Source organism: Nonomuraea sp. NPDC003214 (assembly GCF_053590035.1).
In genome coordinates, this window is record NZ_JBSFSX010000018.1 from 36,174 (window position 1) to 56,012 (window position 19,839).

Consider the following 19,839-nt stretch of genomic DNA (forward strand, 5'->3'; position numbering starts at 1 on the left):
CGACATGCGCGTTCTGCTCACCGGGCACCAGGGCTACCTGGGCACCGTGATGGCGCCGGTGCTCACCAGAGCCGGGCACGAGGTGACCGGACTCGATTCCGGGCTGTTCGCCGACTGCGTGCTCGGCCCGGCCCCCGCCGACCCGCCCGGCCATCGGGTGGACCTGCGCGACGTCACCGAGGCGCACCTCGACGGGATCGACGCGGTGATCCACCTGGGCGCCCTGTCGAACGACCCGCTCGGCGCGCTCGCGCCGGAGCTCACCTACGCCATCAACCACCACGCCTCCGTCCGCCTGGCCAGGCTGGCGCGCGAGGCGGGCGTGCGCCGCTTCCTGTACGCCTCCACGTGCTCGGTGTACGGCGCGTCCGGCGGCGACGAGCTGCTGGACGAGGACGCGCCGCTGCGCCCGGTCACCCCGTACGCCGAGTCGAAGGTGCGCGTGGAGGACGAGCTGGACGAGCTGGCCGACGCCGACTTCTCGCCCGTCTACCTGCGCAACGCCACCGCGTTCGGGTTCTCGCCGCGGCTGCGGGCCGACATCGTGCTCAACAACCTGGTCGGCCACGCCCACCTGACCGGGAAGGTGCTGGTGCTGTCGGACGGCACGCCGTGGCGGCCGCTGGTGCACGCCGCCGACATCGCCGACGCGTTCGCCGCCGTGCTGACCGCGCCGCGCGAGGCGGTGCACGGCCGGGCGTTCAACGTGGGCGGCGAGCAGAACAACCTGACCGTCGCCGAGATCGCCGAGCACGTGGTCGAGGCGGTGCCCGGCTCCGAGCTGGTCATCACCGGTGAGACGGGGGCCGACCCGCGCTCGTACCGGGTGGACTTCTCCCGCATCGAGGCCGCGCTGCCCGGCTACCACGCCCGCTGGACGGTCAAGGCGGGCGCGGTCGAGCTGGCCGACGCCTACCGCGACCACGGGCTGACCGAGCACGACTTCCGGCGCCGGTTCATCCGGCTGGCCCGGCTGGCCGACCGCCGCGAGGCCGGTACGGTCTCGCCGGAGCTCAGGACGTGACCGGGGAGGACATGCATGCCCTGGTGGAGCGGCTCTTCCCGGTGTGCCGCTCCATCACGGGCGACGGAGTGCGGCGCACGCTGGAGATCGTCGGCGAGTGGCTGCCGCTGACCGTCCACGAGGTGCCGACCGGGACCCAGGTGCTCGACTGGACGGTGCCCAGGGAGTGGAACATCCGCGACGCCTGGATCAAGGACCCCGAGGGGAACCGGGTCGTCGACTTCCGGCGCTCCAACCTGCACGTGGTGGGCTACAGCGTGCCCGTGTCGGCCACGATGACGCTCGACGAGCTGCGCCCGCACCTGCACACGCTGCCCGGCCAGCCGGACCTGGTGCCGTACCGCACCAGCTACTACGCCGAGACGTGGGGCTTCTGCCTGGCTCAGCGGGTGCTCGACGGCCTGGGGGAGGGGCCGTACGAGGTCGTGATCGACTCGACGCTGGCCGACGGCTCCCTCACCTACGCCGAGCACGTCGTGCCGGGGCGCAGCGCCGACGAGGTGCTCATCTCCTGCCACGTGTGCCATCCGTCGCTGGCCAACGACAACCTGGCCGGGATCGCGGTCGCCGCCGCGCTCGCCGCCCGGCTGGACCGGCCCCGGCTGACGTACCGGTTCCTGTTCGCGCCGGGCACGATCGGGGCCATCACCTGGCTGGCCCGCAACCGCGACCGCGTCGGCCGGATCGCGGCCGGGCTCACGCTCGCCTGCGCCGGCGACCGCGGCGCGCTCACGTACAAGCGGAGCAGACGCGGCGACACCCGCATCGACCGGGTGATGACGCACGTCCTGCGCGGCAGACCGCACACGGTCGTGGACTTCTCCCCGTACGGGTACGACGAGCGGCAGTTCTGCTCGCCGGGCTTCGACCTGCCGGTCGGCAGCCTGACCAGGACCCCGTACGCCGGTTACCCGGAATATCACACCTCGGCCGACGACCCGGGCTTCGTCACCCCCGAAGCCCTGGCCGACACCCTGGAGACCCTCTGGCAGGCCGTACAGGTGCTGGAGCGCGACGGCCGCTACGAGAACCTGAGCCCCTACGGCGAGCCGCAACTCGGCAGGCGCGGGCTCTACGGCTCTCTCGGCGGCCGGAGTGACACGAAACAAGCCCAGCTGGCGATGTTATGGGTGTTGAACCAGTCAGACGGCGGCCACAGCCTGCTGGACGTCGCGGAAAGGTCGGGTTTGCCCTTCCAGGCGGTCGCCGAGGCGGCCGACGCGCTGGAAGGTGCCGGTTTGCTGAAGCGGGTGGGGGAAAGCGGATGAACCTCCGAGTGGGGGACCTCGTCGAGGTGCGCGGTCAGGCGGAGATCCTGGCCACGCTCGACGAGCGGGGCGAGCTGGAAAGCCTGCCGTTCATGCCGGAGATGCTGCGCTTCTGCGGGCAGCGGATGACGGTGCACAAGGTCGCGCACAAGCTGTGCGACACGATCAGCCGCAGCGGCATGCGGCGGATGGAGCGCGCCGTGCACCTCAAGGCGGCCCGCTGTGACGGCGGCGAGCACGGCGGCTGCCAGACCGCCTGCTCCCTCTACTGGAAGGAGGCGTGGCTGCGGAAGGTCGATCCGGACGAGCCGCAGCCGATCGCCGAGCCGTCGCCCGAGCTGCTGCCGCTGCTGCGGCTCAACACGCGCAAGGGCGGCGGCGCCTACTCCTGCCAGGCCACGGAGCTGCTGCGGGCGGCGCCCGCCTGCCTGCCGTTCCGCGACGCCGGCCAGTACGTCGCCGACGTGCGCAGCGGCAACGCCTCGCCCTCGCGGGTGGCGCGCACGTTCCTGGTCGGGCTGTTCAACCGCCTCCAGGAGGCCAGCAAGAAGGTGCTGCCGAGGCGGCTGTGGTTCCGGCGCGGGCTGCGGTGGGGGTTCGTCGAGGGCCGGGCCGGTGACGTCACGCCGACGGCCAAGCTCGACCTGAAGCCGGGCGAGCTGGTCAGGATCAAGACGAAGGACCAGATCCTCGACACGCTCAACGGCGACCTGCTCAACCGGGGCCTGGGCTTCGAGGAGGAGATGGCCCGCTACTGCGGCAGGACCGCGCGGGTGCGGGCCAGGGTCGAGCGCTGCCTCGACGAGCGGACCGGGGAGATGCTGATCATGAAGACGCCCAGCATCATCCTCGACGACCTGGTGTGCGAGGGCGTCTACAACGCCAACTGTCCCCGCGAGTTCGTGCCGTTCTGGCGGGAGATCTGGCTGGAAAGGGTCGAGGACGGTACGTGAGCGACATCGGCGAGATTGGCCGCAAGGCAGGACGCGGGCTGCGCTGGAGCCTGCTGGGCAACGTGGTGATGAAGGCCGGCTCGTTCGGCATGAGCCTGGTGCTGGCGTGGTTGCTCCTGCCGACCGATTTCGGGGTGTTCGCGATCGCGCTCGCGGTCAGCCAGTTCGTCATCTTCATTAACGACGCCGGGGTCATCTCCGCCGTCGTGCAGTGGCGCGGTGAGCTGGAGGAGGTCGCGCCCACCGCCACGGTGGTCGCGCTCGCCTCCAGCGTCTCCCTGTACGCGCTCTTCTTCGTGATCGCGCCGTTCTACGCCCAGCTCGCCGGGAGCGAGGACGCCACCTGGGTGATCCGCATCCTCATGGCGACCAACCTCGTCTACGGGCTCACCGCCGTGCGCAGCGCCGCGCTGATGCGCCGGTTCGAGCAGGACAAGCTGGCCTGGGCCAACCTGGCCGGGTTCGCCGCCAACGCGTCGGTGTCGATCACGCTGGCCGCCAACGGGGCGGGCGCCTACAGCTTCGCCTGGGGGCAGCTCACCGGGGCCACGGTCACCGGCGTGCTGGTGCTCGTGCTGGCCCGGGTCCGCTTTACCGCCGGGTTCGACCGGGAGATCGCCAGGCGGCTGCTGACGTTCGGGCTGCCGCTCTGCGTCGGGCTCGGCGTCGAGGGGCTGCTGCTCAACGTCGACATCGTCATCGTCGGCGACGTGCTGGGGCCGCACCAGCTCGGGCTCTACCTGCTCGCCTTCAACATCGCGAGCTGGGTGCCCGGGCTGATCGGCACCGCCGTCCGCTACGTGGCCCTGCCCAGCTTCTCGCGGCTGGCCGAGGAGGGGCGCGAGTCGATGGAGGCCGGGGTGCGGCAGGCCGTGCCGCTGCTGGGCGCGATCGTGCTGCCCATCGCGGTGCTCATGGGCACGCTCGCGCCCGCCCTGGTCGGGCTCCTGTACGAGCCGCGCTGGCTGCCCGCGGCCGGCGTGCTGCAGTTCCTGGCCGTGGTCATGGCCGTGCGGATGCTGACGCTGCTGATCACCGACATCCTGGCCGGGCTCGGCGCCACCCGGTCGATGATGTGGGTCAACCTGGGCTGGGCGCTCGCGCTGGTGCCCGCGCTGCTCGTCGGCGCCCGCGCGGGCGGCATCCAGGGCGCCGCCGTCGCGCACGCCGTCATCGCCGTCACGGTGGCGCTGCCGCTGCTCGGCATCACGCTGCGGCGCTCGCGGGTGCCGCTGCGCCTGGTCGTGTACGGGCTGGCGAGGCCGATGCTGGGCGCGGGCGTCGCGGCGGCCGTCATGGCCGGGCTGTCGCTGGTCGTCGAGGGGCCGTTCGCGCAGCTCTGCGTGGCCGGTGGCGCGGGCGTGCTGGCGTTCGCGCTGGTCGCCGTGCCGCGGGCCGTACTCATGCAACTGGTGCGTCAAAGGAGGGCACATGCCCGGCTCTGAGCTGGTCTCGATCGCGTTGCCGGTGCGCAACGGGGCGGACCGTCTGGAAGGCGTCGTCCGGTCGGTGCTGGCGCAGGACCACCCCGACGTGGAGCTGGTCATCTCCGACAACGCCTCCACCGACGGCACCGAGGAGCTCTGCCGCGACCTGGCGGCGGGTGACCCGCGTGTCGTCTACCACCGGCACCCGGAGAACGTCGGGCTGCTCAACAACTTCGTCCACGCCGCCCGGATCTCCCGGGGCGCGTTCGTGCGCTGGATCGGCGACGACGACCGGCTCGACCCGGGCTGCGTCTCGCGCGGGCTGGCCGAGTTCGCCAAGGACGAGCGGACGATCCTGGTCACCACGCAGGTCGCCTACACCGGGCCCGACGGCGTCGTCAGGACCGCCGCGTACGAGGGGACCGCGCTGGCCTCCGGCGACCCGGTGGAACGATTCACCGAGATGCTGCGGCTGCTCAACGAGAGCCACCTGCTCATCGACCCGCTCTACGGCATGCTCAGGCGCGGGCCGGCGACCGGCATCCCGCGGCGCAACATGCTGCGCGAGGACGAGGTGTTCGCCGCCAAGCTGGCGCTGGCCGGGCCGTGGGCGCACGTCAACGAGGTGCTGGCGCACCGCAACTGGCGGCAGGAGCGCATCTCCGGCGTGGCGCGGCGGCTGGACGTGCCGTCGTGGCAGTCGCGGCTGGCCAACACGCTCCAGTGCCGCGAGCTGCTGGCGTGGGTGCGGGACTGCGACCTCACCGCCGACCAGCGCCGGCGGGCCCGCGCGGCGGTGCTCAGGATGTACGTGAGGCGGCAGCGGCGCACTGTGGCGCACCGGAGCCGGAAGCTGCTGGCCATGGCCCGGTTGGTGTAACGCGGCAGATGAACAGCGCGATTTCCTGTTTGTACCGAAAAATCTGACGGGGGCGGAAATAGTGGGCTTCTGGACGACCATCTTTGGTCTGGCCCGGAAGAAGTTCGTTGGACCGCCCATCGCGGTGGCGGCGATCATCCTGGCACTGGCCGGGTACTTCCTCATGCCGAGCAGGTACGTCTCGACCGCGTCCATGGTGCTCACCGTGCCCGCCACCGGCGGCACGCTGGAGACCGAACGGCGCGAGAAGCCGAGCCTGACCAACCCGCTGCTGCACTTCAACGACGCGCTGCGGACCACGGCCGGCATCCTCATCCTGGCCACCAACACGCCCGAGGTGGCCGCCGAGATCGGCGTCACCGAGGACGGGCCGACCTCGGTGACCGTCAACGACGGGCGCACCAACCCCGACCTGCTCGGCATCAGCACCAACGGCCCGTTCGTGTACGTCGAGGTGGAGTCCACCTCGCCGCAGGTCGTCCGCGACGTGATGCGCAAGGCCCAGCAGCGGGTCCGGCTGGAGCTGGCCAAGCGCCAGGTGGACCTCGAAGCGCCGGTCAGCACGCACATCGGCATCCTCGACGTGATGCCCGCCTCCAGCCCCAGGGCCGTGGTCTCCGACCGGCTCATGGCGGCGGCGGGCGGCGGCCTGCTGGGCGTGCTGGCGGGGTTCGCGGTCGCGTACGCGATCCCGCGCCTGCGCCCGGCCGCCCGCCGTGAGCCCCTGCCCGTCCCCGAGCCCGAGGCCGCCCCGGCACCCGCGCCGGAGCCGGCCTCCGAGCCCGCGCCGGAGCCCGCTCCTCAGCCCCGGCCCGCCCCGGCTCCGGCCGAGGACGTCAAGGGGACCGTCGAGTTCCGGGTGCGCAACGGGACGCACGCCCCCGCCGCGCCGGTGTTCCCGATGACCGTGGCGGAGCTGGGGTCGGACGACGACACGGGCCCGATCGAGGTCGTCGTGCCCCGCGACGATCAGCTCGACTCCACCACCTGAGCGCACCGCCGGATCGCCGCCAGCCGCGACTCCATCGGCGTGTGCGACTTGGCGGAGATCATCATGCCGACCGCCTGCGGCCCGAGCCGGTCGGCGAACGCCACGGCGGTGGCCTCGTCCCACGGCTCGTGGTTGTAGCTCAGGTGACAGATCGAGGTGTTGACCGGCGGAGACGCCTTCAGCACCTCGTCCACGAACACCCCGTACAGGATGAACTCCGAGATGTGCAGCTGGGAGTTGAACGCGTCGATCCAGTCGCGCCCGGTGACCTCGGAGATGCGCCGCTGCATGGCCCGCACGATCACCGGGTCCCAGTACGTCAGCGCGGTCACGTAGTCGGGCAGCGGAGGCGGCGGGGCCGGCGGCAGGCCGAGCAGCTTGCGCGCCACCTGGTGCCACAGCACGTGCCGCTCCATCCCGGCGGTGACGCCGTTCTCCAGCCGGTACAGGCACAGCCGCCCGTCCACGCTGAACGACTCGACGCCCGCCGGCCGTACCAGGACCGCGTCGGAGTCGACGATGAGCAGCGCGTCGGCGTCGATCAGCCCGGCGGCGGCGATCTTGACGGTCTGCTGCATGACCCAGCCGCGCAGCGGCGGCCACGGCCGCCGGCAGTTGACGTACAGGTCGGTCGCCGGGACCCGCACGTAGCGGCGGGGCAGCAGCTCCGAGCGCACCCACACGTGGCAGCGCGGCCCCTGGAAGCGCGCGAACGCCTCCCGGTCGCCGGGCGGCACGAAGACGTGGTGGATGGTGTCGTCGGAGGTGTGTTCCAGGACGGATCGGTGCAACAGGGCGAACAGCTCGGCGTCGGGGGCGTAGGACGGGGTGATGACCGCCAGCTTGCTCAAGGATGGCTCCCATCGGGTCCGGTGACCTGGGCGCACCGCTGGATGGCCGCGAGCCGGGCCGCCATCGGCGTGCGCGACTTGGCGGAGATCATCATGCCGATCGCGCGGGGGTCCAGCAGGTCGGCGAAGGCGACGGCCCCGGCCGGGTCCAGCGGGGTGCGTTCCCATCGGTTGTGGCAGATCATGGTGTCGACCGGCGGCGACGCCTTCAGCACCTCGTCGACGAACACGCCGTACACGATGAACTCCGACACCTGGAGGTGGGAGGTGAAGGCGGCCAGCCAGTCGCGCCCGGTGGCCTCGGCGACGCGCTCCTGCATGGCCCGCGCGACGGCCGGCTCCCAGATCGCCAGCGAGCTGATGTAGTCGGGCTGCGGCAGCGTGAAGCCGGAGGGCAGCCCGAGCAGCGCGCGGGCGGCCCGGTGCCAGACGACGTGGTCGGCCATGCCGTCGTGCACGCCGTCGTCGGCGCGGAAGAACGTCACCCGGCCGTCGCGGACGAAGTGCTCGGGCAGCGCCCGCCGGACGAGGACCACGTCGGAGTCGGCGACCAGCACGACGCGCGCGTCCAGCAGCGCCGTGACGGCGATCTTGACGGCCTGCTGCACCACCCAGCCGCGCAGCGGCGGCCACGGCCGCCGCGCGTTCACCCACAGGTTCGTGCCCGGCACGTGCACGACGTGCCGGGGAAGGATCTCCGGGTACGTCCACAGCCGGCAGCGCGGACCCGCGTAGCGGGCGAACAGCGGCCGGTCGGCCGGCGGCACGATCACGTGGTGCACCGTGTCGTCCGAGGTGTGCTCCAGGACCGAGCGATGCAGGTGGGCGAAGAGCTCGGCGTCGGGGCCATAGGTGGGCGTGACGACGGCCAGTTCGCTCATGAAGGTTGATCTCCAGTCCCCCGGCGCGGGTGAAAACGCCCTGTAAGCCATATCGGGCTGTGGATGGCGGTGTTACAGCCCGCCGTGTAACGCTCCACCCCGGTTCGCGCGACATGCATGAGGCGAGACTCGCAGGGGAGGGCGCGTGGATTTCTGGGGGACCATCCTCGTCCTGTTGCGGCGGTGGTTCGTCGCCTTACCGGCGTTCGCGCTGGCGGTGGGCGGGGCGTTCTACGCGTACTCGACGGTCCCGACCACCTACACGACGACGGCGGTGCTGGTGCTGACCGCGCCGACCAGCGGCGGCGTGCTCCCGCCGCACCCCGACCAGCCGATTCCCCGGGTGAACCCGCTGCTCAACTTCGACCACGGGCTCAGCGTCGCCGCCTCGATGCTGATCAGCGCGATGAGCACGCCCGACATGGTCGCCGAGATGGGCACGGCGGAGGGCGACACCAAGTACGCGGTCACGAACGGCACCAACAACCTGGAGTCGCTGGCCACCGGGCCGCTGGTGTTCGTCGAGGGGGAGAGCCTCACGCCGGAGGCCGCGACCGCGATCACGCTGAAGGTGCTGGACCGGACCAGACGCGAGCTGGACAAGCGCCAGCGCCAGGTGCAGGCGCCCGAGGAGACGTACATCACGACGAGCGAGGCGGTGCCGCCGACCACGCCGGTCCCGCAGCAGGGCAGGAAGCTCCGCTCGGCCGCGGCGGCGCTCGGGCTGGGCCTGATCGCCGCCCTGTGCGCGTCGTTCGCGGCGGAGAGCGTCTCCGGCCGCCTGCGACGGCGACGGCCCGCGCCGGAGGCCGCCGGCGAGGCGCGGGAGCCGGCCACGGCCGGCAAGGGAGCCTGAGGCGTGGCCACCGGCTCCGTCGCGGGCATCGGCCCGCTGGGCGCGCGGTCGCCGCTCGCCGGGAGGGCCGACGGGGCGACCGTGGCGGCGGTCTTCGCCCTGGCGCTGCTCGTCGTGCCCGCGCGGCTCGTGCTCAAGTACCTGCCGCTGTCGCTGACCCCGGCCAACGTCGTCAGCCTGGCGGCGGCGCTGCTCTGGCTGTGCGCGCAGTTCACGCTCACGCTCGGCGTCGCCAAGGGCCGCAACCCGGTGCGCACCGCGCTGTTCGCCTACTTCACCGCCATGCTGGCCACCTACGGGTTCTCGACCTGGGGCTACATGGACTCCGACGAGCTCAACCTGACCGACCACGCGTTCGTGCTGGCGATCGCGTCCGTCGGCATCGGGCTGACCATGTGCGACGGCGTACGCGGGTTCCGGCGGCTGGACTTCGTCATCAAGACGCTGGTCGTCGGCGGCGCGATCATCTCGGTGATCGGGGCCTTCCAGTTCGTCCTGCACTGGGACCTGACCCGGTTCCTGGAGCTGCCGATCCTGCGCTACACCTCGGAGGGCGACTCGTTCGTGCTGGAACGGGCCGACCTGCGCCGGGTGGCCGCGACCACCGGCCACCCGATCGAGTTCGGCGTGACGACGGCGATGCTGCTGCCGCTGGCCGTGCACCTGGCGACCAAGGCGCGGATGCGGGCCGAGCCGTCGCTGCGCTGGTGGGCGTGCGCGCTGCTGATCGGGCTCGGGCTGATGTTCTCGGTGTCGCGCTCGGCCATGCTCAGCCTGGGGGCCGTCGGGCTGGTGCTGTTCCTCGGCTGGCAGGCGCGGCGGCGCCTGGAGGCCGCGGCGGTGGCCGGCGGGTTCCTCGTCGTCATCTGGGTCACCGTGCCGGAGCTGCTCGGCGCCATCTTCGGGCTGTTCTCCAACCTGTCCAACGACGAGAGCATCCAGTACCGGACGCACGACTACGCGGTGGCCGCCCAGGAGATCGGCAGGCACTTCTGGCTGGGCCGCGGCCTCGGCACCTGGTACGCGCCCAAGCACCAGATCTTCGACAACCAGTACATCCTGTCGATGGTGGAGACCGGGCTGGTCGGCACCCTCGCGTTCGCCGCGCTGTTCGTGGTGGCGTTCTGCACCGCGCTGCGGGCCCGACACCTGAGCGCCGACCCCGGCACCCGGGATCTCGGGCTGACCGTCGCCGCCTGCCTGGTGGTGCCGCTCGTCGGGTCGTTCACCTTCGACCTGCTGTCGTTCGCCACCGTCACCGGGCTGTCGTTCGTGCTGGTCGGGGCCGCCGGGGCGTTGCTGCGCGCGGTCAAGGAGGATCAGCTCGCGCCCTCGCAGCGCAGCGGGCCGACGATCGAGGTGACCCGATAATCGGCGTCGATGGTGACCAGCTCGTTGCCCGCCCACTCGGTCCGGGCGCACTCGGAGTCGACGGGCCCGTACACCCACGACTTGTCGACGAGCTTGTTGCCGCGCACCACCTGCTTGCCGCCCGCGTTGCGCACCTGGATGCTGAACGTGCCGCCCATCACCAGGTTGTCGGTGACGACGACGTCGCGCGACTTCTCGTCCACGAGGAAGATCGGCGCGGTGATGTCCTTGGCCGCGCGCTGGTCGACGGTGTTGTGGTGGAAGAGCAGCCCGGTGCCGCCCACGTACGCCTGGATGCCGTCGGAGTGGTCGCCGGGGTTGGAGCAGAGCTTCACGAACGAGTCGCTGATGCGCACGTCGTCGCCGGAGACGCGGAAGCCGTCGCTGTGGCCCTGGACGAGCACCCGGCTGGCCGTGTACTTGTCCTGGCCGATCGCGGGCAGCGGGCCGCACGTCTTGGTGGTGCCGACCGTGGTGTCGGAGATGGAGAAGCGGAAGGTCTTGGCCCCGTCGGCGTTGGTGACATGGCCGTCGATCACGCTGTTGCGGACCGTCACGTCGTCGGCGTGGATCACCAGCGGGCCGGGGACGTGCACGCCGTCGAGCACGGCTCCGGGCGTCTTGACGCGGTAGGCGACGCCGTCGAGGTTGGGCGCGACCGGCGTCAGCTTGACCGCCTTGGGCGCGCCGGTGCAGGCCGGGGTGGGGTGGTCGGGGCAGGAACTGCCGTCGGGCCGGACGATGCCCGGCGACGGGGTGGGAGCGGCCACCGGCGGGTCCGACGGCCGCACGGCCGGGGTGGCCTGGCACGCCGCCAGCACGAGCACCGCAACAGCCGCCAACAGCACGCGCATCGCCGTCACCTCTCAGCCGCCGAGCCGGCGCAGCAGCTCGGCCCACGAGCCCGCGCTCAGGTCGCGCCCGCTGACCTCGGTGGGCGGCAGGGGCCACGCTACCTTCAGATCCGGGTCGTCGTAGCGGACCGCGAGATCCTCGGCCGGATCGTGCTCGCGGTCGATGCGGTAGCAGGTGTCGGCCTGCTCGGTCAGCGCCTGGAAGCCGTGCAGCAGCCCCGGAGGCACGTACAGGGTGACGAACTCCTCGTCGTCCAGCCGTACCGCCATCTGCCGCCCGAACGTCGGCGAGCCCGGCCTGGCGTCCACCAGCACGTCGTGGATCGCGCCCCGGGCGCAGCGCACCAGCTTGGCCTCGCCGCTCCCGGCCCGGCCGTGCAGGCCCCGGATCACGCCCCGGCGCGACCTGGACTGGCTGTCCTGGATGAACGCCTCCGGCCTCAGCCCCGCCCCGGCGGCCACCGCCGCGTCGAACGTCCGGGTGAACAGGCCGCGCCCGTCCCGGTGCGGCGTGGGCCTGAACAGCAGCACGCCCTCGATCTCGCCCCGATCCACTCGCATGTGTCGTCCTTACTCAAAGCGGTCCGATACTCAAGGCGGTCTGATGAAGCCGACGGTCAGTGTCGTCGTCCCGGCGCACAACGAGGAGGCGGTGATCGCCGCCGGCCTCGACACGCTGCTGGCCGGCGCCGAACCCGGCGAGTTCGACGTGGTCGTGGTGGCCAACGGCTGCTCCGACGGCACCGCGCGGGCCGCCGCCCGGCCGGGGGTGCGGGTGCTGGAGACGGCGACGCCGGGCAAGGCCCACGCACTGCGCCTGGGCGACGCCGCCTGCCGCACGTTCCCGCGCGTCTACCTGGACGCCGACGTGCGGCTCGACGCCGGGTCCCTGCGCGCCCTGGTCGCGGCGGCCGGCTCGCCTGGCGTGCTGGCGTGCGCGCCGCAGGTCTCGTGGGACCTGACCGGCGTCGGCCCGCTGGTCCGCCGGGTGCTCGCCGTGCACGAGGCGCTGATCCGGCCCGGCCGCGCGCTGGCCGGGGTGGGCGTGTACGCGCTCACCGCCGAGGGGCACAGCCGGGTCTTCCCGCTGCCGGACGTGATCTCCGACGACGGCTACGTGGACAGCTTCTTCACCGGGGACGAGCGCGTCGTGGTCACCGGGGCCCGCTCGGTCGTCCGCCCGGCCCGCACGGTCCGCGCCCACCTGGCCAGGCGGGTCCGGGTCCGGCAGGGCAACCGGCAGCTCGCCGCGCTGGGCCGCCCGCTGCGCCCGCTGGAGGCGGGCAGCCTGCGCCGCGTGGTCCGCTCCGGGGCCGCCGGCCCGCTGAACGTCGCCTGCTACCTCGCCGTCCTGGCCGCCGACCGCCTCCTCACCCGGCTGCGCGGCGACCGGCAGGACTGGGGCACGGACGCGAGCAGCCGTCACAACGAACCGACGGCCGCGTCGTAGGCCCGGAGCAGCGACGCCTTGGAGTGCTCCCACGACAGCGGCCCCGCCACCCGCCGCCTGCCGATCTCGCCCATCCGCTCCCGCTCGGCCGGGTCGTCCAGCAGCCGGGCGATCAGCTTGGCGAACTCCGACTCGTCGTTGGCCGGCGCGTACACGGCCGCCTCGCCCGCCGACACCCGCGCCTCGCGCAGCTCGAAGGAGACGATCGGCCGGGCCATCGCCATGTACTCCATGACCTTGTTCATCGTGGAGACGTCGTTGAGCGGGTTGAGCGGGTCCGGCGACAGGCACACGTCGGCCGTGGACAGGTAGCGCATCAGGTCCTCGTCCGGGATGCGGCCGGTGAACTCCACCTGCTCGCCCAGCCCCAGCTCACGGGAGAGCGCCACCATCGCGTCGAAGGTGTCGCCGCCGCCCACGAACACCGCGTGCCAGTCGTCGCGCCCGTGCTCGTCGCGCAGCTTGGCCAGGCTGCGCAGCGCGTAGTCGACGCCGTCCTGCGGCCCCATGACGCCCAGGTAGCACAGCAGGTACGGCTTGCCGCGCCGCGCCGACGGGTCGGGCGGCACCTGGTGGAAGCGCTCGACGACCGGGGCGCTGCGCACCACGAACACCTCGCCGGGCTTCTTGCCGCCGCGCGTCATCGCGACCTGCCGGTAGCTCTCGTTGGTGGCGATCACCACGTGCGCCGCCCGGTAGGTGCGCCGCTCCAGCCAGCACACGGCCCGGTAGAGCCGGTCGCGCCCGCGCCCGAACCGCGACAGGTACAGCTCGGGCACCAGGTCGTGCTGGTCGAACACGAACCGCGTGCCCTTGCCCCGCATGGCCAGCGCGACCAGGAAGAACAGGTCGGGCGGGTTGCAGCCGTGGACCACGTCGAAGCGGCCGAGCCGCCGGGCGATGCGGAAGGTGTGCCACAGCGCCGAGCCGTACTCCCGCAGGTAGCCGGCGGGCCCGCCGGTGGCGGCGCGCAGCGGGTAGCGGTGGATGTGGACGCCGTCGATGACGGCCTCGGGCTCGGTGTCCTGCTTGGCGCCCTGCGGGCAGATGACGTGCACCTCCCAGCCGGCCTCGCGCAGGGCGGTGCACTCCTGCCACACGCGGCGGTCGAGGGGCACGGACAGGTTCTCGACGAGGATGAGCGCTCTACCAGCCAATGCCCGCGTAGTCCCTTCTGTGGCGGTGCGCCGCGGCGCCCGGCATCCGCACGAGGTCGACGATCGCCTTGCCGTCGGCCCGTTCCATCGCCTCCAGCACGGCGGGGTCGGTGGAGCCCACCACGCACACCTCCGCGTGCGCCAGGACGTCCTCCACCGAGTCGCCGAGCAGGTCGCCCAGGTGCGGCAGCCGTTCGGCGATGTAGGCGCGGTTGGCGCCCATGAGCCGCGACAGCGACACGTTGGCGTCGTAGATGCGCAGGTCGTAGCCCTTGCCCAGGAGCCGTTCGGCCAGCTCGACCAGGGGGCTCTCGCGCAGGTCGTCGGTGCCGGGCTTGAACGACAGCCCGAACAGCCCGATCTTCCGCCTGCCGGGCGCGGTCACCAGGTCGAAGGCCCGCTGGAGATGCGCGTCGTTGGCGGGCAGCACGTGCGACAGCAGCGGCACGGCCACGTCGGCCTTCCTGGCGGCGTAGACGAGGCCGCGCAGGTCCTTCGGCAGGCACGAGCCGCCGAAGGCGAACCCCGGCCGCAGGTAGGCGGGGCTGACGTTGAGTTTGCGGTCCGCCAGGAACACGTCCATGACCTGGTGCGAGTCGAGCCCCAGGGCCTGGCAGACCGCGCCTAACTCGTTGGCGAACCCGATCTTCACCGCATGAAACGCGTTGTCCGCATATTTCGTCATCTCGGCGATCGGGATCGGCACCCTGAACACCTCGCCCGGCAGCCCCTCGTACAGCGCGGCCACCACGTCCCCGGCCGCCGGGTCCGACTCGCCGATGACGGTCTTGGGCGGCGCGAAGAAGTCGCGCACGCTGCTGCCCTCGCGCAGGAACTCCGGGTTGACCGCCACGCCGAAGTCCACCCCGGCCCGCATCCCGGAGGCCAGCTCCAGGATCGGCACCAGCAGGTCCGCGCAGGTGCCCGGCAGCATCGTGGAGCGGAACACCACCACGTGCCGCTGCCGCAGCGCCCGCCCGATCTGCTCGGCGACCCGCTCCAGGAACGTCGTGGACAGGCTCCCGTTCGGCGCGGACGGGGTGCCGACGCACACCAGCGACACGTCGCTGGCCGCCACCGCCTCGGCCGCGTCCGTGGTGGCCCGCAGGGTGCCGTCCGCCACGGCCTTCGCCACCAGCTCGCCGATCCGCTCCTCCACGATGGGGGCGCGGCCGTCGTTGATGAGGCTCACCTTGACCGGGTTGACGTCGACGCCGACGACCTCGTGGCCCATCGAGGCCAGGCAGGCCGCCGAGACGCACCCCACGTAGCCGAGCCCGAAGACGCTGATCCGCATAGCTGCCCTCCGCCGATTGGACCGTGGAGGGCAGCGATCATTTCCCCCCGCCTCCAACGGATATGTCGGGCATGCCGATTGGAACGTTACTGACCTGTCCGGGACCGGACACTTCTCACGAACGCCCGCGCCCGCGTCTCCGCCGACGCCGCCGCCCGGCGCACCGGGTTGCGCGTCACCACGCCCTGGCACACCTGGGTCTCGCCGGTCTTGGCCCGCCGCTTGTACTCGTCCTCGCCCCGGCCCAGGTCGATGCGCGTCACGCCGAGCGCGGGCGCGGCCGACACCAGCTCGCGCAGCAGCATCCAGCCGGGAGCCAGCCGGGCGAACTCCGGGTCGTACACCGGGAACCACCAGTGCAGCACCCCGCCCGCGCGCAGCCCGAAGTGCGCGGCCAGCAGCCGCGGCCCCGCGTGCAGCGTCGACAGCACGCCGCCGAACGACCGGTCGCGGGTGCGCAGCAGGCTCTCCAGCAGGCGCACCCGGTCCGGCTCTGCGAAGTGGTCCTTGGCCCCGGTGGCCGCGTACTGGGCCCGCTTCAGCGCGATCACCTGGGCCAGCGCGTCGGCGTCGGCCGACTCGGCCTCGAAGCGGACCTCGCCGTGCTCGCGCGCCGCCTTGCCGGCCCGGCGCCGGGCCTGGGCCATGTTGTCCTTGCCGCTGCGGGAGGCCCGGCCCAGATAGCCGTCCAGCCCGCCGGTCACGTCCAGGTACGGCGACGGCCGGCGCGAGATCACCCACGGCTCGAAGCCGGGCGCCCCGTCCACCAGGTGGTCGAACGCGTACGCCGCCGCCCCGCCCCCGAGCAGGTCCAGCGGCCGGAACGCGGCCCCGGCCGCCAGCACCGGGCCCTGGAAGTCCGCGCCCGGCCAGCCGACCGGCCGCAGCGTCCGGCCCTCCCGGTGGTGCGGCACCAGCACGCCGTCACCGACGGCGACCCGCACCTCCCGCCCGCTCGCGTGCACGGCGGCGGCGAAACCGGGGTGGAAGTAGGGGCTGTCCAGCGCCGGGTTGCCGGCGTGCAGGGCGTGCCAGGCGTCCAGCTCGGCCGTGCCGAGCCGGTCGAACGCCACCACCCGCATCACTGGGGCAGCACCTTCGTCCGGCGCGACGGGCGCAGCAGCGCCGTCACGGCCGCCCGCGCCGTGCGGCGGCCCGCCAGCGCCCGGACCGCCTCGCCCGCCAGCACCGCCGCGAAGTACGCCGCCCCGGCCACCACGCCGTTGCGCCGGCGATACAGCCGCACCTTGTTGACCACCAGCATCGCCGCCAGCATCGGGTTGACGCCGGAGTCGCCGCCGATGTGCTCGATCACCGACGCGGGCTCGTACCAGGTGCGCCAGCCCAGGTCGGCGGCCCGCAGGCAGTAGTCCGTCTCCTCGCTGTAGAGCAGGAACGACTCGTCCCACGGCCCGACCTCGCGCACCATCCGGGCCGAGAGCAGCATCGCCGCCCCCGTCACCCAGGCGAACGCCCCCGGGCGCGCGTAGTCGCGCGGGTCCGTCACGAGCTCGCCCAGCGAGCCCAGCCGCCCGGCCCGATCGCCGCCGATCACCGCCTCGACGAGCGCCCGCGCCACCGTCGGCGCCCGCCGCAGCGACGGCTGCAGCGACCCGTCCGGATTGACCATGTACGGCGCCACGATGCCGGTCCGGGGCCCCGTCCTATGCTCTGCCAGGCACGCCACCAGCGGCGCGATCGCCCCGGGGCGCAGCCGGCAGTCCGGGTTGAGCACGTACACGGCGTCGAGCCCGTCCAGGTCGAGCGCCGCGATCCCGGCGTTGATCCCCGCCGCGTAACCGGCGTTGCGCCCGAGCTGCACCACCTTGACCGGAAGGTCGGCGCGGTCGGCGATGGCCGTGGAGCCGTCCTTGGAGGCGTTGTCCGCCACGACCACGTCGGCCAGCTCCACGCCCTCGGCCCCGGCGGGCAGTGACGCCAGGCAGCCTTCGAGCACGTCCGCGCTGTTGTAGGTGACGATCACCACGGCGACCCTGGGCATCAGCGCACCCGCTTGTACAGCCGCATGGCCAGCTTGGCCGCCCGGCGCGGCAGCGAAGGCCCGCCGCCGAGCACCCGGGAGATCCAGCCGCCGTCGAGGTCGCTGCGCAGGCTGTTGCGCGCCTGCAGCCAGGAGTCGGCGCGGGCCCGGCCGCCGTCGCTGGTGTAGGCCCGGGTGACGCCCGCCTGCCGCAGCCGCCGCAGCACGTCGCGGTCGTAGGAGCCGAACGGGATCGCCACCCGCGACACCGGCTCCCCGGTGAGCTGCCCGAGCAGCCGGTGCGCCGCCGACAGCTCCTCGGCCGCCTGCCGCGCGTCGAGCGTGCGCCAGTCGCGGTGCGCCCACCCGTGCGAGCCGATCCGCATGCCCGCCCCCAGCAGCTCGCGCACCCCTTCGGAGTCGAGCCGGCCCGGCTCGCCGAGCATCCCGGCCAGCACGAAGAACTCGGCCTTCAGCCCGCGCTCCACCAGCCGGGGCAGCGCGATCTCCACGTCGGAGGCGTTGCCGTCGTCGAACGTGACGCGCACGTCGGGCCGCCCGGCGACCGCGTCCATGACCTGCTCGAACTGCGCCACGCTCACCCAGGTCAGATCCTCGCCCGGATCGAGTTCGCGGGGCGCCTCCCCGATCCCGTGCACGGTCAGGTTGGTTACCGCCCGCATCCCGCCCCCTGGTGAGAAAGCCGCCAGGAGTGATATCGCGGCCCTGATTAGACCGTTACAGGCGCCGGCGTACCACTACAGGTGCTCGGCGTACCACGCGACCGTGCGGCGCAGCCCCTCCTCCAGCCCGGTCGTCGGCCGCCAGCCGAGCACCCGCTCGGCTGGCCCGATGTCGGAGCGCTGCGTGCGGTCCAGCGGGCGCGCGTCCACCGCCCCGAACGCGAGCCGGGCCGGCCCGCCCACCACCCCGGCCAGCAGCTCCACGGTCTCGCGGACGGAGACGGGCTCGGCCGTGCCGATGTCGAGCACCTCTCCGGCCGCCTTCCCACCCTCCCCGGCCAGCACGAACGCGTCCACCACGTCGTCCACGTACACCCAGGTCACCATCCTGGTCCCGGACGTCAGCCGGGGCTCCTCGCCGCGCAGCAGCGACAGCGTCACGTACGGCACCAGCCGCGCCGTGTCGGGCTGCCCGGGGCCGTACACCATCGCCACCCGCAGCACCGAGACCGGCAACTGCCACAGCGCGTGGAACATGCGGGCGTAGCCGGTCGCGGCGGCCTTGGCCGCGGCGTACGGCGAGCCGGGCGGTAGGCCGTCGCGCGGCTCCTCCACCGAGCCGGCGAGCACCACGCTGCGCACCGACGTGCCGGTGAGCGCGGTCATCAGGTTCACGGCGGCGGTGAGGTTGCCCGCCAGCGTGGGCGCCACCACGGCCGGGTCGCGCACGCCGGTGACCTCGCTCGCCAGGTGGAAGACGACCTCGGGCGCGACCTCGGCGACCAGCGCGGCGGTGGCGGCGGCGTCGCTCAGATCGGCCCGGTGGGCGCGGGGCCCGTCCTGCGGGCGGCGGCTGACCGTGTGCACCCGCGCGCCGAGCCCGTCCAGCCGCCTGACCAGATGGGCGCCGATGAACCCGGTCGCCCCCGTGACGAGCACCCGCGTGTCCTGCCACATGTCGCTCTCCCGCTAGTCGTGTCGTTCCGGCTCCGGGATCGGCTCGCCGGTGTCGTGCCAGACGTTGCCCGAGCCGCTGACCAGCTCCGCGCGGGTGCTCAGCAGGACGGGGCAGTCGTGCGCGGAGCCGCGGCCGAACCGGTTGCCGGTGACGCGCTGCCCCCTGAGCGGGCGGCCGAGCGGCGTGTGGTCGATGTTGACCACGCACGCGCCGCCGTCGAGATAGTTGCCCTCCACCCGCAGGTCGTCGGCCGACGACTGGACGGCCGCGTTCGGGTCGGTGGTGCTGGACAGGTCGATGGTGTTGCGCACCAGCGTCACGCCGGTCTGCTCGGCGAACGCCTGGACGCCGTCGTTGTGCGTGGGGCCGCCGTCCTGGTCGGGGTCGCTGCCGAACCAGCTCAGGTCGTGGATGTAGGAGTCCTGCACGAGGGTGCCGGTGTGGGCCTTGACGCCGTCGACGGTGCCGGAGAACTCCGACCGGTAGATCTTCGTGCGGGCCGCCCAGACGCCGTCGATCGACGGTGACGGATGCGCCGCGCGGAACTCCGAGTCCTCGATCACCGTGTCGGCGGCGTGCTCGGTGTCGAGCAGCGGGCGGGTGCGGTCGGCGACGCCGCCGAGGAAGACGCAGTCGCGGAAGGTCACGCCGCGCGCCGTCACCTCGACGAAACCGCGGAACTCCCGGCCCTGCACGACCTCGCCGTCCGTGGCGAAGACCTGGTCGCCGGTGACGACGGTGAGCTTCGTGCCGGGCCGCACGCCGGTGGAGGCCGCGTCGGGGAACCCCGCCGGGACGGCGCGCACGGGATACAGGGACGTGGGGCTCACGGGCGCGGGGCTCGGGGCGGCCTCACCCGAGGGCTCGCCGAGCCCCTGCGCGATCGTCACGGCGAGGGCCAGGGCGGCGACCGCGGCTATGACATACGACCACGTCTTCGCCACCCCGGCATCGTCG

20 protein-coding genes are annotated in these 19,839 nt (G+C 72.9%); 9 read left to right on the top strand and 11 right to left on the bottom strand.

Annotated features, from left to right (window positions below; all coding sequences use genetic code 11):
* Window positions 1–4 precede the first annotated feature (4 nt).
* The 6 genes from ACWDXC_RS38925 to ACWDXC_RS38950 all read left to right on the top strand — a co-directional run bounded on the left by ACWDXC_RS38925 (window position 5) and on the right by ACWDXC_RS38950 (window position 6,543).
* The gene (locus ACWDXC_RS38925; protein ID WP_449990911.1) at window positions 5–1,024 is read left to right on the top strand and encodes an NAD-dependent epimerase/dehydratase family protein; all 1,020 of its coding nucleotides are present in this window, start codon (window positions 5–7) and stop codon (window positions 1,022–1,024) included.
* Window positions 1,021–2,292 (top strand): DUF4910 domain-containing protein, encoded by a 1,272-nt coding sequence (locus ACWDXC_RS38930; protein WP_449990914.1) that lies wholly within the window; start codon window positions 1,021–1,023, stop codon window positions 2,290–2,292. The genes ACWDXC_RS38925 and ACWDXC_RS38930 overlap by 4 nt, the downstream gene beginning before the upstream one ends.
* Window positions 2,289–3,245, top strand: coding sequence for a hypothetical protein (locus ACWDXC_RS38935; protein ID WP_364167815.1), 957 nt, complete (start codon window positions 2,289–2,291; stop codon window positions 3,243–3,245). Before ACWDXC_RS38930 ends, ACWDXC_RS38935 begins: the two co-directional genes overlap by 4 nt.
* Window positions 3,242–4,690: an oligosaccharide flippase family protein gene (locus ACWDXC_RS38940; protein ID WP_449990917.1), complete on the top strand. Its 1,449-nt coding sequence runs from the start codon at window positions 3,242–3,244 to the stop codon at window positions 4,688–4,690. The genes ACWDXC_RS38935 and ACWDXC_RS38940 overlap by 4 nt, the downstream gene beginning before the upstream one ends.
* Before the next feature lie 22 nt (window positions 4,691–4,712).
* The gene (locus tag ACWDXC_RS38945) at window positions 4,713–5,552 is read left to right on the top strand and encodes a glycosyltransferase family 2 protein (protein WP_449991060.1); all 840 of its coding nucleotides are present in this window, start codon (window positions 4,713–4,715) and stop codon (window positions 5,550–5,552) included.
* 124 nt (window positions 5,553–5,676) lie between these two features.
* Window positions 5,677–6,543: a hypothetical protein gene (locus tag ACWDXC_RS38950; protein WP_449990920.1), complete on the top strand. Its 867-nt coding sequence runs from the start codon at window positions 5,677–5,679 to the stop codon at window positions 6,541–6,543.
* On the opposite strand, the gene ACWDXC_RS38955 is transcribed toward ACWDXC_RS38950, so the two are convergent.
* Both ACWDXC_RS38955 and ACWDXC_RS38960 read right to left on the bottom strand, forming a co-directional pair.
* The gene (locus ACWDXC_RS38955) at window positions 6,522–7,394 is read right to left on the bottom strand and encodes a DUF6492 family protein (protein ID WP_219504584.1); all 873 of its coding nucleotides are present in this window, start codon (window positions 7,392–7,394) and stop codon (window positions 6,522–6,524) included. The genes ACWDXC_RS38950 and ACWDXC_RS38955 overlap by 22 nt on opposite strands.
* A complete protein-coding gene (locus ACWDXC_RS38960; protein ID WP_449990923.1) occupies window positions 7,391–8,275 on the bottom strand; it encodes a DUF6492 family protein in 885 nt (294 codons plus the stop codon). Before ACWDXC_RS38960 ends, ACWDXC_RS38955 begins: the two co-directional genes overlap by 4 nt.
* Before the next feature lie 145 nt (window positions 8,276–8,420).
* Between ACWDXC_RS38960 and ACWDXC_RS38965 the strand changes: the two genes are divergently transcribed.
* Together ACWDXC_RS38965 and ACWDXC_RS38970 are read left to right on the top strand one after the other, a co-directional pair.
* Window positions 8,421–9,131 carry a hypothetical protein gene (locus ACWDXC_RS38965; protein WP_219504588.1) on the top strand — a complete coding sequence of 237 codons (711 nt, stop codon included), beginning with the start codon at window positions 8,421–8,423 and terminating at the stop codon, window positions 9,129–9,131.
* Between the two features lie 3 nt (window positions 9,132–9,134).
* Window positions 9,135–10,502 (top strand): O-antigen ligase family protein, encoded by a 1,368-nt coding sequence (locus ACWDXC_RS38970; RefSeq protein WP_364167809.1) that lies wholly within the window; start codon window positions 9,135–9,137, stop codon window positions 10,500–10,502.
* Here the strand turns inward: ACWDXC_RS38970 and ACWDXC_RS38975 are convergent.
* Both ACWDXC_RS38975 and ACWDXC_RS38980 read right to left on the bottom strand, forming a co-directional pair.
* Window positions 10,451–11,356 carry a hypothetical protein gene (locus tag ACWDXC_RS38975; protein ID WP_449990926.1) on the bottom strand — a complete coding sequence of 302 codons (906 nt, stop codon included), beginning with the start codon at window positions 11,354–11,356 and terminating at the stop codon, window positions 10,451–10,453. The two genes, ACWDXC_RS38970 and ACWDXC_RS38975, sit on opposite strands and share 52 nt — an antisense overlap.
* Before the next feature lie 12 nt (window positions 11,357–11,368).
* Window positions 11,369–11,917, bottom strand: a complete 549-nt coding sequence (locus ACWDXC_RS38980) for a dTDP-4-dehydrorhamnose 3,5-epimerase family protein (protein WP_449990928.1) — start codon at window positions 11,915–11,917, stop codon at window positions 11,369–11,371.
* A gap of 43 nt (window positions 11,918–11,960) precedes the next feature.
* Here ACWDXC_RS38980 and ACWDXC_RS38985 point away from each other — a divergent pair, with 43 nt between their 5' ends.
* Window positions 11,961–12,806 carry a glycosyltransferase gene (locus tag ACWDXC_RS38985; protein WP_449990931.1) on the top strand — a complete coding sequence of 282 codons (846 nt, stop codon included), beginning with the start codon at window positions 11,961–11,963 and terminating at the stop codon, window positions 12,804–12,806.
* On the opposite strand, the gene ACWDXC_RS38990 is transcribed toward ACWDXC_RS38985, so the two are convergent.
* The 7 genes from ACWDXC_RS38990 to ACWDXC_RS39020 form a co-directional block, all read right to left on the bottom strand.
* Window positions 12,779–13,963, bottom strand: coding sequence for a glycosyltransferase family 4 protein (locus ACWDXC_RS38990; RefSeq protein ID WP_449990933.1), 1,185 nt, complete (start codon window positions 13,961–13,963; stop codon window positions 12,779–12,781). The genes ACWDXC_RS38985 and ACWDXC_RS38990 overlap by 28 nt on opposite strands.
* Window positions 13,953–15,260 carry a nucleotide sugar dehydrogenase gene (locus ACWDXC_RS38995; protein ID WP_449990936.1) on the bottom strand — a complete coding sequence of 436 codons (1,308 nt, stop codon included), beginning with the start codon at window positions 15,258–15,260 and terminating at the stop codon, window positions 13,953–13,955. The genes ACWDXC_RS38990 and ACWDXC_RS38995 overlap by 11 nt, the downstream gene beginning before the upstream one ends.
* Window positions 15,261–15,346: 86 nt before the next feature.
* On the bottom strand, window positions 15,347–16,342 hold the full coding sequence (locus ACWDXC_RS39000; RefSeq protein WP_449991063.1) for a GNAT family N-acetyltransferase: 996 nt from the start codon (window positions 16,340–16,342) through the stop codon (window positions 15,347–15,349).
* The gene (locus ACWDXC_RS39005; RefSeq protein ID WP_449990938.1) at window positions 16,342–17,262 is read right to left on the bottom strand and encodes a glycosyltransferase family 2 protein; all 921 of its coding nucleotides are present in this window, start codon (window positions 17,260–17,262) and stop codon (window positions 16,342–16,344) included. The genes ACWDXC_RS39000 and ACWDXC_RS39005 overlap by 1 nt, the downstream gene beginning before the upstream one ends.
* On the bottom strand, window positions 17,262–17,924 hold the full coding sequence (locus ACWDXC_RS39010; protein ID WP_357584626.1) for a polysaccharide deacetylase family protein: 663 nt from the start codon (window positions 17,922–17,924) through the stop codon (window positions 17,262–17,264). The genes ACWDXC_RS39005 and ACWDXC_RS39010 overlap by 1 nt, the downstream gene beginning before the upstream one ends.
* 75 nt (window positions 17,925–17,999) lie before the next feature.
* Complete coding sequence (locus ACWDXC_RS39015) at window positions 18,000–18,881, bottom strand: NAD-dependent epimerase/dehydratase family protein (protein ID WP_449990941.1); 882 nt, start codon at window positions 18,879–18,881, stop codon at window positions 18,000–18,002.
* Between the two features lie 12 nt (window positions 18,882–18,893).
* The gene (locus ACWDXC_RS39020; protein WP_449990943.1) at window positions 18,894–19,826 is read right to left on the bottom strand and encodes a hypothetical protein; all 933 of its coding nucleotides are present in this window, start codon (window positions 19,824–19,826) and stop codon (window positions 18,894–18,896) included.
* Window positions 19,827–19,839: the final 13 nt, after the last annotated feature.

Excerpts from the sequence above, each read along its gene's own strand:
- ACWDXC_RS38925 (WP_449990911.1), top strand. The coding sequence starts at position 5 with ATGCGCGTTCTGCTCACCGGGCACCAGGGCTACCTGGGCACCGTGATG.
- ACWDXC_RS38935 (WP_364167815.1), top strand. The coding sequence starts at position 2,289 with ATGAACCTCCGAGTGGGGGACCTCGTCGAGGTGCGCGGTCAGGCGGAG.
- ACWDXC_RS38960 (WP_449990923.1), bottom strand. The coding sequence starts at position 8,275 with ATGAGCGAACTGGCCGTCGTCACGCCCACCTATGGCCCCGACGCCGAG.
- ACWDXC_RS38975 (WP_449990926.1), bottom strand. The coding sequence starts at position 11,356 with ATGCGCGTGCTGTTGGCGGCTGTTGCGGTGCTCGTGCTGGCGGCGTGC.
- ACWDXC_RS38980 (WP_449990928.1), bottom strand. The coding sequence starts at position 11,917 with ATGCGAGTGGATCGGGGCGAGATCGAGGGCGTGCTGCTGTTCAGGCCC.
- ACWDXC_RS38985 (WP_449990931.1), top strand. The coding sequence starts at position 11,961 with ATGAAGCCGACGGTCAGTGTCGTCGTCCCGGCGCACAACGAGGAGGCG.
- ACWDXC_RS38995 (WP_449990936.1), bottom strand. The coding sequence starts at position 15,260 with ATGCGGATCAGCGTCTTCGGGCTCGGCTACGTGGGGTGCGTCTCGGCG.
- ACWDXC_RS39000 (WP_449991063.1), bottom strand. The coding sequence starts at position 16,342 with ATGCGGGTGGTGGCGTTCGACCGGCTCGGCACGGCCGAGCTGGACGCC.
- ACWDXC_RS39005 (WP_449990938.1), bottom strand. The coding sequence starts at position 17,262 with ATGCCCAGGGTCGCCGTGGTGATCGTCACCTACAACAGCGCGGACGTG.
- ACWDXC_RS39010 (WP_357584626.1), bottom strand. The coding sequence starts at position 17,924 with ATGCGGGCGGTAACCAACCTGACCGTGCACGGGATCGGGGAGGCGCCC.
- ACWDXC_RS39015 (WP_449990941.1), bottom strand. The coding sequence starts at position 18,881 with ATGTGGCAGGACACGCGGGTGCTCGTCACGGGGGCGACCGGGTTCATC.